Consider the following 11,988-nt stretch of genomic DNA (forward strand, 5'->3'; position numbering starts at 1 on the left):
CGGATCAGCTCTCCGACACGGGAAGGTCGTACAACCGGCGCACGCTCGTGCCCAGCTTGCTGATGTCGGCGCCGTAAACGTGGACCGAGATCACCGTCGACTCCTCGGCGTTGCGCACTAGGTGGATATCGCCGGGCGGGGCGAAGCCGCATGCGGTCCCGGGTCCGTTGACGACGTCGGCGGCCGGGACGAGACGGGCGGTGGCGCCCTCCCCGCGCAGTTCGTATCGCCGCTCGGTCTCCGCGCCCTCGTAGACGCCGGTGACGCACCAGGCGACGTGATCGTGGATGGGGGTCTGCTGTCCGGGTTGCCAGACCAGTGCTACGACGGAGAAGCTGCCGTCCGGCTCGGCGTGCACGATGTGCTGTCGGTACCGCTCCGGGTCGCCCGCGCGGTACTCGGCGGGTAGCAGATTCGGTCGTGCCAGGAAGGGTTCGAGCTGCCTGGCCACGAGTCGCGCCGACTCGGCGGGTGACCGCTCGAGACACACGACGTCGCGCACCGCGGAGACGAGTTCGGCGAGAAGCGGCGTGCGGTGCATGGCAGGGGCGGAGGTCATGTGGACTCCGATCAACAGGTGCAATGGACGTAACGAGAGGGCTGCGCCGAGGCCAACGAGGAGCGTCAGCCGAGGCCGTCGAGCAGGTCGGTGATCAGGTCGTCGACGTTCTCGATCCCCACCGAAATCCGGACGAGATCGCCGGGCACCTCGAGCGGGGTGCCCGCAGCGGAGGCATGCGTCATCCGCGCCGGGTGCTCGATCAGCGACTCGACACCGCCCAGGGATTCGGCGAGCGTGAAAATCCGCGTCTTGTTGCAGACAGCGAGTGCGGCCTGCTCGCCACCGGCCAGCCGGAAGGAGATCATGCCGCCGAACCGCCGCATCTGTTTGCGGGCGAGGTCGTGGCCGCTGTGGTTGGGCAGCCCCGGATAGAGGACCTCGTGCACGGCGGGGTGCGTGTCGAGCGCCGCGGCAATCCGTTCGGCGTTGTCGCAGTGGCGGTCCATCCGCACACCCAGGGTCTTCACGCCACGGAGGGTCAGCCACGAGTCGAAGGGCCCGGCGATGGCCCCAGCGGCGAACTGATGGAAGTGAATACGCTCGGCCAATTCGGCGTCCTGGACGATCACGGCGCCGCCCACCACGTCGGAGTGGCCTCCGACGTACTTGGTGGTGGAGTGCACGACGATGTCCGCGCCGAGGGTGAGGGGCTGCTGCAGGTACGGCGAAGCGAAGGTGTTGTCCACGGCGAGGAGCGCGTTCGCGTCCGCGGCGATGCTCGCCAGGCCGGCGATGTCGGTGATGCCCAGCAGTGGGTTTGTTGGTGTCTCGCACCAGATCAGCCGGGTTTCCGGGCGGATAGCCGCGCGGACGGCGGCGAGATCGGCCAGCGGGGCCGGGGTCGTGGTCAGGCCCCAGCGGGCGAGCACCCGGGTGAACAGGCGGAGCGATCCGCCGTAGGCGTCGTCCGGGATGATCACATGGTCTCCCGGCGCGCACACCGCACGGACCACGGCGTCCTCGGCCGCCAGCCCACTGGCGAATGCGTTGGCATGCGTACCGTTTTCCAGCGCCGCAAGGCATTCCTCGAGCGCGGAACGCGTCGGGTTGGCCGCCCGGCTGTATTCGTAACCGCCGCGCAGCGCCCCCACACCGTCCTGCTTGTAGGTCGAGGTCTGGTAGATCGGCGGAACCACCGCGCCGGTGCCCGAGTCCGGTTCCTGTCCAGCGTGGATCGCGAGGGTTTCGAACCCGTGCAGCTGTGTCATGGGCATGAGCCTGCCGGGCAACGACCCATGCGGTCTACTTCGAGATTCTTGCCGTCGTAGCGGCTACCGCTTATGTCTGGGGAAACGCACGAGCTGTGTCCCAGCGTTCACCCATCCCCGTGCATCTCATCGGCGGCTTGCTGCAACGCCTCCAGCATCAGCCGGGTGACCGGGACGTTCTGGTGACCGGCCAGCGTGTACGCCGCGACGGTCCGGGAGTCCGCAGGGATCACCGGCCGGCTGACGATCTTCGGGTGACGGATGAACGACTGCACCATGCTCGGCATCACGGCGATGCCCAACCCGGCGGCCACCAGACTCTGCACGGCGAGGTTGTCGTCGGTGGTGAAGTCGATATCCGGTTCGAAACCGGCCGCCGCGCAGGACTGGACGAAGTGGCTCCGGCAGCGCACGCAACCGGCGATCCAGCGTTCCTCGGCGAGCTGGGCCAGCTCGACCGATCGCCGCCGGGCCAGCGGATGGCTCCGCGGCAGCAGGACGATCAGCGGGTCGTCGAGCAGTTCGAGCGTGAACAGCTCGTCCGGGTCGGGTTGCTCGCTCGCGGCCTCGTAGGTGAACGCCAGGGCGATGTCGCAGTCGCCGCGCCGCAAGGCGTCGACCGACGCCGGTGGCTCGCCCTCCAGCAGCTCGATTCGGATTCCAGGATGCCGAGCCTTGATCGACGCCACGGTCGGCGGGATCAGCGTCGCACTCGCGCTGGGGAACGCACAGATCCGGATGCGGCCGGCCTTCAAGCGGGTGATCGCGGTCATCTGGTTCTGCGCGGAGGAGATCGATCCGAGGATGCCTTCGGCGTGGCGCGCGAGAACCTCGCCGGCCTCGGTGAGCCGAAGCCCCCGGCCCGCCCGCACGAACAGCGGTGTGCCCACCGAGCGCTCAAGTCCCTTCATCTGCTGACTGATCGCCGGCTGCGTGTAACCGAGATTCCTTGCCGCCGCGGCGAAGGAGCCGGTGCGCACGACCTCGTCGAACACCCATACATGCCTCGAGTCGAACATCTCCGAACAATAAGCATTTCTTTGGGAGGTGTAAATAAGTCATGTCTGGACTTCGATCGGGATCCTGGGCGATCGTTGCGCAACCCACTCGTACCGATAGGCGGCGCCGATCCCTCCCGCCGCTGCATCTCTTTCGCCGTATACCGGTCAGGAGCGGTTCGCGCTCCCTGAGAACACAAGGCGACTTGATGAATCCTTCTCGTACACCGACCTCTCGCATGGCCCTGGCCACGCTCGTCACCGCGCTCACCCTGCTAGTGCCCGCATGCGCATCCGGTAATGCTGGTATCACCACTGCCAACGGCGTCAAGCTGGTCAAGGCAGGCCAGCTCACCACGTGCACCCATCTGCCCTACCCGCCGTTCCAGTTCGAAAAGGACAACAAGGTCGTCGGGTTCGACGTGGCGATGATCGATCTCGTCGCCGGGCAGCTCGGCGTCCAGCAGGTCATCGTCGACAAGCCCTTCGAGACCATCAAGACCGGCGCCGACCTCAACGCAGGGGTATGCGACATCGCGGCAGCGGGCATGACGATCATCGACGCGCGCAAGAAGAACCTGGACTTCTCGGATCCCTACTTCAACGCCACGCAGGCGCTACTGGTCCGCAAAGGCGTCGCGGCAACCTCGATCGACGACATCAAGGCCCACCACCTCAAGCTGGGTTCGCAGTCCTCGACCACCGGCGAGGACTACGCACACGGCCACGATGTGGACACGCAGTCCTTCGAAAGCTCCGACGCAGAGCTGAACGGCCTGCGCACCGGCCAGGTCGACGCGGTGATCCAGGACTACCCGGTGGTGCAGAACTGGCTCAAGGACCCGGCGAACGCCGAGAAGTTCCAGCTCGCGGCCAACCTGGAAACCGGCGAACGTTACGGCTTCGCCGTGAAGAAGGACGGAAACCCGCAACTGCTACAGATGATCAACAAGGCGATCCAGCAGGCGAAGCAGGACGGGACCTACAAGAAGTTCTACGAGCAGTGGGTCGGGCCGATGCCGGCCGGAGCGGAGGGACCATGAGTACCCAGGCCCCGGAAGTGGCCCCCGAGTCACCGCAACCTCTGTCCGGCGCGCGTCGCTGGCGGTCACCACGCCGCAGGCGGCTGCTGGTCCGCAACGCGCAGTACGCGGTATTCGTCGTGGCCCTGGTCCTCGTCGGTGTCCTCGCGGACTGGCAACGGCTTGGTCAGCAGTTCCTGGAACCGTCCGTAGCGCTGCAACTCTTCCCGGACCTGATCACGGTGGCCCTGCTCAACACGATCACCTACACGGTCGCCGGATTCGCCGTAGGCCTCGTGCTGGGTCTACTGATCGCATTGATGCGGCTGTCCTCGGTCGGACCGTACCGATGGGTCGCAATGGCCTACATCGAACTGTTCCGCGGACTGCCCGCCCTGCTCATCTTCATCTTCGTCGGGGTCGGCGTACCCCTGGCCTTCCCCGGCCTCACCTTTCCCGGTGGCGCATACGGTCAGGTCGCCTGCGCCCTCGGACTGGTCTCCGCCGCATACATGGCTGAAACCATCCGGGCCGGCATCCAAGCCGTCCCACGCGGACAGCTGGAAGCCTCCCGCACCCTGGGCATGTCGCACGGTATGGCGATGCGGACGATCGTGCTGCCCCAGGCATTCCGGATCATCGTGCCGCCACTGACGAACGAACTCGTCCTGCTGTTCAAGGACTCCTCGCTCGTGCTCTTCCTCGGCGTCACGCTAGGACAGCGGGAACTCACCAAGTTCGGGCGCGACCTAGCCAGCCAGCAGGCGAACACGACACCGATCTTCGTAGCAGGCCTGTGCTACCTGCTGATCACCATCCCGCTCGGCTACGTGGTGCGCCGCCTCGAAGCTCGGCACGCGACGGCCAGGTGACGCCGATGTCCTCCGTGACCAAGCCAGCAGGACCGACCCGGACAACCAGCATCGGAAGAGGCAGGGACGCCGACATGACCGCCGCGATCGAGATTCAGCGTCTGCACAAGTCCTTCGGTCCCCTGGACGTGTTGCGCGGCATTGACTTCAGCATCGCGCCTGGGGAGGTGGTGTGCGTCATCGGGCCCTCCGGTTCAGGCAAGTCCACACTGCTGCGCTGTGCCAACCTGCTGGAGGAGCCGAGCAGCGGGCGTGTGCTCGTCGGCGGCGTCGACATCACCGATCCCGACGTGGACATCGACCGGGTGCGCCGCCGGATCGGCATGGTGTACCAGCAGTTCAACCTCTTCCCGCACCTGAACGTACTGAAGAACCTGACCATCGCCCAGCGCAAGGTACTCAAGCGTGGGGAGGCCGAATCGGTTCGAATCGCTCGGGAGAACCTGGCCCGGGTCGGCCTGGCGGAAAAGGAACTCAGCTATCCCGCACAACTGTCCGGCGGCCAGCAACAGCGAGTCGCCATCGCCAGGGCGCTCGCCATGGGGCCAGAGCTGATGTTGTTCGACGAGCCGACCAGCGCACTCGACCCCGAACTCGTCGGCGAGGTGCTGCGGGTGATGCGCGGCCTCGCCGACGACGGGATGACGATGATGGTCGTGACGCACGAGATGGGCTTCGCACGCGACGTCGCTGACCGCGTCGTCTTCATGGACGGCGGCGTCGTCGTCGAGGAGGGCCCACCGCACGAGGTTCTGGGCAGTCCTCGGCACGAACGGACTCGGTCGTTCTTGTCCAGGGTTGTCCACGCGGAGAAGATGAACACCGCGACGGAAAACACTGCCTAGGATTCAATGCCGGTCGTCCAAGGGTTTTTGCAGACCGAGACATATCTTGATCGGTACGCACAGAAACCTGCTCGCAATCCGCGAAAATCGCGTACGCGATACTGGTGGATCGGACTCAAGTGCTGCTTCACCGGTCCCCCTGTCAAGCTGGGGACGCGGTGGTCGACCGGTCAGCAAATCAGGATCGCGATGAACAAAATTTGCTGACGCCGACCAGGCGGTCTCCACCAGGAACAGGAATAATACTTGCCACGACACCAGAAGGAGCGGGAGATCGCAAGGTGTCCGGCGTTAGGATCACCGGCCGCGCACCGGTACCTGCGCCGGACATCGTCGGCGTAGTGTCAAGGGTGGTTTTCAGCAGGTATCCAGGGCACCAGCCAAGATGAAAAACGCTCAATGGAATTAGGTAGTACCAACATGATGTTGATCGAGGAAAGGGTAGGATGGTTGCACTGGTGCGTTATCCGCGGTATCCGTTGGGACACTTCCCGACGCCTCTGGAACCATTGACACGGCTGACTGACCGGCTGCGCGGCACGTATCGCAGCGTTCCGTTGCTGTGGATCAAGCGGGACGACTGTACGGGGCTGGCCACCGGCGGTAACAAAACGCGGAAGTTGGAATTCCTGGTGGGCGAAGCGCTTCAACAGGGCGCCGACACGCTTATCACCCAGGGCGCCATCCAGTCGAACCACGCGCGGCAGACCGCGGCCGCGGCGGTCCTGGCGGGAATGCACTGCAGCCTGTTGCTGGAGTGCCGGCAGGAAAGCGACGAGGACTACGAGCGATCAGGCAACGTGCTGCTCGACGAAATCCTCGGGGCCCAGATCGTGGACCGTCTGCCGACTGGCACTGATATGCAGGCTGCGATGGAAGAACTGGCGGAGCGATTGCGGGGCGAGGGTCGGCGCCCGTTCGTCATTCCTGTCGGCGGGTCCAACCCGACCGGGGCGCTTGGCTACGTCGCCTGCGCCGAGGAGCTCGACGCGGCCCCGATCCCGATCGACTGGGTTGTGCACGCCACGGGCAGCGCCGGCACCCAGGCAGGATTGGTCGCCGGTCTCAGACTGCTCCGCCACGACGCCAAGGTGCTGGGTGTCTGCGTTTCGCGGAATGAAGATCTGCAGCGCTCCTTGGTGCATCAGCTCGCGCAGGACACTGCCGCAAAGTGCGGTGCGGACATCCATCTCCCCGAAGACGCCGTGCTGGTCGACGATCGGTGGGTGGGCGGCGGCTACGGAGTGCCGACGGATGGGATGGTGGAGGCGGTCCGGTTGCTGGCCACCACCGAGGGCATCCTGCTGGACCCGGTGTACTCCGGAAAGGCATTCGCAGGGTTGCTCGGCAACATCGCGGAGGGGCGATTCAAATCGGAGGAGAACGTTGTCTTCCTGCACACTGGGGGCAGCGTCGGCCTCTTCGCGTACCGTTCGACGTTCTCGCCGTCGACGACCTGATCGGCCTCCGTGACAAAATCGATGTAGATCTTGGTGCTCCAGATCTGCTCCCAGCTTGCAGTTCGCGTCGGCACGTCTGTACCCACCTTTCCATGATTGAGTTCGTTCTCGGCATCTGGACACCGCTGAGCACGACCTCAATCCTCGTATCCGACGGGACGGTATCGAATAGGCGGGGAATTTGCCGTCGCGGTCCCGGATCAGGAGCCGCGCCCGGCTGTCGGCGTCCTCGATGTCCATGACGAGGTTCTTTGCGGTTTGGGCGACCCACGCGGCGGTCGGGTGTGCGGTGGCGCCCAGGATCCGGATCCGCCGGGTGGTGTGCTCGATGACGGCGAGGACGTACATCCTCGAACCGGACAGGGTGACGGTCTCGAAGAAATCGCAAGCCAGCAAGGCGTCGGCCTGGGAACGCAGAAAGTCCGCCCATGTGCTGGAGGCGCGCTCGGGCGCCGGGTCTATCCCAGCCGCCTGCAAGATCTCCCAGACGGTCGAGGCTGCTACTTTCACTCCCAGGACCAACAATTCGCCGTGAAGTCGGCGGTATCCCCAACTGGGGTTCTCCTTTGCCAGGCGTAGCACCAAAGCCTGGATGGAACAGACGGTGCGTGGCCGGGCCCGGGCGCTTTGGTTTGGAAGCGGTCGCATGGCGGCGTGCGATGAGGTCGCGGTGCCAGCGCAGCACTGTGTCCGGGCGCACCAGCAACCGCCAAGTACGTGCGAGACCGAGGGGCGAACCCGCATCAAGATCACGCTCCGTCGGGGTTGATGGTTCAGGCGATGCGGTTATCCGGGCCCGCGGACGCTGCTACCCGCCGCAGCTTGCGTGACAGGCACGAGTACCACTGCATCCCCGCCATAGCACCGCCGTAGCTGGTCCCGGTCGTCGCGGACGCCGCTGAGCGCGGCTCGTGCTCACTTCGACATGTCGCTTCCTTCGGTGATCCCCTAGCGCGCCCTGTTTTGACTCCAGTTCATAGATTTTTCCAGTTGCTGGAAGTTTCTATGAGATGTACGTTGGGGCCGTGCAAGAGTCACGGCGCGAACGGAAGAAGCAGCTGACCAGACAGCGGATCGTCATGGCGGCCGTCAGGTTGTTCGAAGAGCAGGGGTACGAGCAGACCACGGTGGCGCAGATCGCGGCCGCGGCGGATGTCGATCCCAAGACGTTCTTCAACTACTTCCGCAGCAAGGACGAGGTGCTGTTCAACGACGCCGCACCCGACTTCGACGTGCTGTTCGAGGCGATCGCGGAACGCCGGCCGGAGGAGAGCCCGGGCGAGGTATTGGTGAGGGCGATCCAGACGTACGCCGCCCACCGCCGGCCCAAGGTTCCAGCCAGAGAGCCCGTAGAGCTGTCGGCGGCGGCCCGGCTGGCGCTGACCACGCCGGCGCTCCAGGCCAAGGGGCTGTACCTGCTGCTGGACCTGCAGCAGCGGATCGCCGGTGAGCTGCTGAAGGTGTTCCCTGGCCAGCTCGACCCGGTCACCGCGGCGGCGATGACCGGCGCCGTGATCGGCGCCATCCAGCAGGCAGGCCTGGCGAGCGTCCAGCTGGACCGGTCGCAGGACGAGCTGTGGGAAGCCGCTCAGCACGGCCTCGACATCGCCCAGCACGGCCTGCTTTCGGTGCGGCCGTCCGCCGGAAGCCCCAATCTCACCGGAGAGAGGACCAGCTCATCATGACCGAAAGCGTCCGGCGCCTCGCACGCGACGCACGACGAGACATGCGGCAGGGCGCCGAGGCGATCGCGCGACGGCAGCGCGCCCGCCTGGCCGAGATGGTGGCTTACGCCCGCGCGAACTCGCCGTACTACCGCGAGCTGTATCGCGGCCTGCCAGACAAGGTCGACGATCCGGCACTGCTCCCGGTCACCGACAAGAAGACGCTGATGGGGCACTTCGACGACTGGGTCACCGACCGCCGGGTGACCCGCGAGCGGGTCGAGGCGTTCGTCGCCGATCCCGACCTCGTCGGCGCCCCGTTCCTGGACCGGTACCTGGTGGCCACCACCTCCGGCACCAGCGGTGTCCGCGGCCTCTTCGTCCTGGACGAGCGGAACCTGGCCGTGCCCAACGCCCTTGGGTCACGCTCCCGTGGCCTGCTGGGGGTCCGTGACCTCGGCCGTATGCTCGCCCACGGGGGCCGCATAGCCGTCGTCAGTGCACCCGCCGGCCACTTCTACACCATCGCCTCGACGGAGCGGTTCCGCCGGGACAGCCCGCGGCTCAGCCGGATCATGCGGGTCTTCCCGACAGACCAGCCGCTGCCGGCGCTGGTCGACGAGCTCAACCGGTACAACCCCGCCAGCCTCGCCGGTTTCCTGAGTGTGCTCACGCAGCTGGCCGGGGAGCAGGAAGCCGGCCGCCTGCGCATCCGCCCGGCGCTCATCATTCCCGGCGGTGAGACGTTGACCGCCGACATCCGGGAACGGCTCGCGACCGCGTTCCACGCGAAGGTCAATGCCGCCTACGCCGCCACCGAGTGCGGCTTCCTGAGCGTCGGCTGCGCGCACGGCTGGTACCACGTCAACAGCGACTGGGCCGTGGCCGAGCCGGTCGATGCCGACCACCGGCCGGTCCCGCCGGGGCAGCCGTCGCACACGGTCCTGATCAGCAACCTCGCCAACCGGGTCCAGCCGTTCCTGCGCTACGACCTCGGCGACAGCGTCCTGCTCCGCCCCGACCCCTGCCCCTGCGGCAACCCGCTGCCGGCCATCCGGGTAGCGGGTCGCGCCGCCGACATGCTCACCTTCCCCACTGATCGCGGCGAGCACGTCAGCATCTCGCCCATGCTCTTCGGCACGCTGCTGGACCGCACTCCCGGCATCGACCGGTTCCAGCTCGTCCAGACGTCGCCCTCCGCACTGCGCGTACGCCTGCAAACCAGGCAGGGCACCGACACCGACCGCGTATGGCAGGCCGTGCGCGACGAGATCACTCGTCTGCTCACCGAGCACAAGGCCGACCACGTCACGCTCGAACGTGCCGACGAGCCACCACAACAGTCGCCCGGTGGCAAGTTCCGCCGGATCATCCCACTCAGCGCGCAATAAGGAGCCGCCAATGACCACAGCACATCAAGGATTTGCCTCGCTCAGCGGGAAAGTGGCGATCGTGACCGGGGCCGGGTCCGGCATCGGGGCAGCGTCCGCGGCGACGATGGCCGCCCAGGGAGCACGGGTGTGCTGCGCCGACATCAACGCCGAAACCGCCGAGCGGACGGCCAAGGACATCGTCGCCGCCGGCGGCGAGGCGTTCGCGCTGCGGGTCGACGTCGCCTCCCCGGAGGACAACGACTCGATGGTCAGCACGACGGTCGCCCGCTATGGCGCCGTGCACATCGCGCATCTCAACGCCGCGGCCATGGACCCGGAATCCGCGCAGCCCGCCACGGTTCTCGACTTCTCGCTGAAGGCATGGGACAGCACAATGGCGGTGAACCTGCGCGGCGTCATGCTCGGCATGCGGGCGGCGGGCCGGGCCATGCGTGACGCGGGCGGCGGATCCATTGTGGTCACTTCGTCGGCCGCCGGGCTCATCGGCGTCCGGATGGCGTCGGCGTACTCGGCGTCGAAACACGGAGTCCTCGGCCTGGTCAAGACCGCCGCGCTGGAGTTGGGGCCGGTCGGTATCCGGGTCAACGCCATCTGCCCCGGGTACATCGCAAGCAACGACTTCATGCGCAAGATGGGCGAGGAACGCGACGTGGGCAGCCGGTTCCCGCTCGGCCGGATGGGACGCGGCGAGGACGTCGCGAACCTGGCCGCGTTCCTGGCCAGTGACAGCGCGTCGTTCATCTCCGGCAGCGTCCACACCATCGACGGCGGCTGGCTGGCGGGTCCCGCGGCCCAGAAAACCGCCGCCGCTTCCTGAACCGAATTCCGAAGAAAGGCAGCAATGGATCAGCAGATCGACCCCTGCCCGGCCATCGGCCTCCAGCAGCTGCTGGCGTTACCGCAGCACGAGCTGTTCGAGCTGTGGAAGAACCTGCCCGCTCCCGGGATGGGGGAGCTCGACGGGGAGTACGCGGCCTACATGCCCATTCTCCACATCTCCCCGGAGGAGATCCGGGACGCCGCCACCCAGTTCTACCGGGACGAGTCGGCGCGCGGCTACTGGTTGGGCAAGGCGTACAAGGCAAACGGCGATTCCACCGGCGAGGGCTACAACATCTTCCGCAAGCTCGGGGAAGGCGGGGACGGCTACCGGTACACCCGGAAGGGCCGGTTCGCCACCGATATCGGCGAGTCGTTCGTCGACGGCAGGCCGTCGTTGATGATGCGGTACACGGCGTTCAACAAACAGGTGGCCGGTACCACCGACCTCGTGGACGAGGTGCGGCACTACGCGAAGGGGCTCTATCTCGCCACGGCGACCGCGCTCTCGCAGGACGACGGCACGCGCACGATGCCGGACAGCTGCTTCCTGCTCACCGGTCCCGTCAACCCGTGGGTCGGTCCCGACGACGCGGAAGCCGGACAGCGGTGACGGATCTCGACGTCGACGATCGCTTCGCGATCCAGCAGACGACCGGCCGCTACTCCCACGCCTACGACACCGGGGACGTCGACGGCTTCGTCGGAGTGTTCACGGAGGACGGGATCTTCGAGGTCGTTCTCGTCGACCAGCATGATCAGCGGGCGTTTTTCCAAGGCGCGGCCGAGCTTCGCGACTTCGCCGAGTCGGGGATGCCGAGGGTCAATCCCGTCCTGCACCACGTGTGCGGGTTCGTGTTCGACGAGACCGACGCGGATGAGCCCCGCACCCGCGCCACGGTGGTCGTCACCAAGGCACACTGAATCCACTGCCCACGCCGATCATCGATCTGGACCAGATAGCCCGCCTCAAAATACGCAGGCACGAGCGCCTCGGCGGCATCCTTCACGAGTACGAACGCGCCGCGTGACCTGCGCAGACCGTCTTTAGGGGTTCTTTCAGAATGCTGATGTGGGGAGTTTGGCGGCGAGGACCATGCAGTGAGCGAGTTGGAGGAAGCCGTCATGCATGTCGTCGCTGACT

At 66.4% G+C, this 11,988-nt stretch carries 12 protein-coding genes; 9 read left to right on the forward strand and 3 right to left on the reverse strand.

The features are described 5' to 3' along the window. Nucleotides 1–4: 4 nt before the first annotated feature. From AB0H93_RS33890 to AB0H93_RS33900, 3 genes are all read right to left on the reverse strand, one after another. Nucleotides 5–559, reverse strand: a complete 555-nt coding sequence (locus tag AB0H93_RS33890; protein ID WP_358578495.1) for a cysteine dioxygenase family protein — start codon at nucleotides 557–559, stop codon at nucleotides 5–7. Nucleotides 560–624: 65 nt separating this feature from the next. Further along, nucleotides 625–1,770 carry a cystathionine gamma-synthase gene (locus tag AB0H93_RS33895; protein ID WP_358578497.1) on the reverse strand — a complete coding sequence of 382 codons (1,146 nt, stop codon included), beginning with the start codon at nucleotides 1,768–1,770 and terminating at the stop codon, nucleotides 625–627. A gap of 107 nt (nucleotides 1,771–1,877) precedes the next feature. Beyond that, nucleotides 1,878–2,789 (reverse strand): LysR family transcriptional regulator, encoded by a 912-nt coding sequence (locus AB0H93_RS33900; RefSeq protein WP_358578500.1) that lies wholly within the window; start codon nucleotides 2,787–2,789, stop codon nucleotides 1,878–1,880. 218 nt (nucleotides 2,790–3,007) lie between these two features. Between AB0H93_RS33900 and AB0H93_RS33905 the strand changes: the two genes are divergently transcribed. From AB0H93_RS33905 to AB0H93_RS33945, 9 genes are all read left to right on the forward strand, one after another. Continuing rightward, a complete protein-coding gene (locus AB0H93_RS33905; protein WP_358578502.1) occupies nucleotides 3,008–3,811 on the forward strand; it encodes an ABC transporter substrate-binding protein in 804 nt (267 codons plus the stop codon). A gap of 119 nt (nucleotides 3,812–3,930) precedes the next feature. Further along, complete coding sequence (locus AB0H93_RS33910; RefSeq protein WP_358578505.1) at nucleotides 3,931–4,662, forward strand: amino acid ABC transporter permease; 732 nt, start codon at nucleotides 3,931–3,933, stop codon at nucleotides 4,660–4,662. 74 nt (nucleotides 4,663–4,736) lie between these two features. Further along, nucleotides 4,737–5,507, forward strand: coding sequence for an amino acid ABC transporter ATP-binding protein (locus AB0H93_RS33915; RefSeq protein WP_358578507.1), 771 nt, complete (start codon nucleotides 4,737–4,739; stop codon nucleotides 5,505–5,507). Nucleotides 5,508–5,953: 446 nt separating this feature from the next. Continuing rightward, on the forward strand, nucleotides 5,954–6,967 hold the full coding sequence (locus AB0H93_RS33920; RefSeq protein ID WP_358578510.1) for a D-cysteine desulfhydrase: 1,014 nt from the start codon (nucleotides 5,954–5,956) through the stop codon (nucleotides 6,965–6,967). Nucleotides 6,968–7,992: 1,025 nt separating this feature from the next. Then, nucleotides 7,993–8,652 carry a TetR/AcrR family transcriptional regulator gene (locus AB0H93_RS33925; protein WP_358578512.1) on the forward strand — a complete coding sequence of 220 codons (660 nt, stop codon included), beginning with the start codon at nucleotides 7,993–7,995 and terminating at the stop codon, nucleotides 8,650–8,652. Continuing rightward, nucleotides 8,649–10,022 carry a phenylacetate--CoA ligase family protein gene (locus tag AB0H93_RS33930; protein ID WP_358578514.1) on the forward strand — a complete coding sequence of 458 codons (1,374 nt, stop codon included), beginning with the start codon at nucleotides 8,649–8,651 and terminating at the stop codon, nucleotides 10,020–10,022. Before AB0H93_RS33925 ends, AB0H93_RS33930 begins: the two co-directional genes overlap by 4 nt. 10 nt (nucleotides 10,023–10,032) lie before the next feature. Then, the gene (locus AB0H93_RS33935) at nucleotides 10,033–10,842 is read left to right on the forward strand and encodes an SDR family NAD(P)-dependent oxidoreductase (RefSeq protein WP_358578516.1); all 810 of its coding nucleotides are present in this window, start codon (nucleotides 10,033–10,035) and stop codon (nucleotides 10,840–10,842) included. A gap of 24 nt (nucleotides 10,843–10,866) precedes the next feature. Next, nucleotides 10,867–11,457 (forward strand): hypothetical protein, encoded by a 591-nt coding sequence (locus tag AB0H93_RS33940; RefSeq protein WP_358578518.1) that lies wholly within the window; start codon nucleotides 10,867–10,869, stop codon nucleotides 11,455–11,457. Next, nucleotides 11,454–11,768: a nuclear transport factor 2 family protein gene (locus tag AB0H93_RS33945; RefSeq protein WP_358578520.1), complete on the forward strand. Its 315-nt coding sequence runs from the start codon at nucleotides 11,454–11,456 to the stop codon at nucleotides 11,766–11,768. The genes AB0H93_RS33940 and AB0H93_RS33945 overlap by 4 nt, the downstream gene beginning before the upstream one ends. The last annotated feature ends 220 nt before the right edge of the window (nucleotides 11,769–11,988 follow it).

This window comes from Saccharopolyspora sp. NPDC050642, assembly GCF_040654735.1.
GTDB lineage: Bacteria > Actinomycetota > Actinomycetes > Mycobacteriales > Pseudonocardiaceae > Saccharopolyspora > Saccharopolyspora elongata.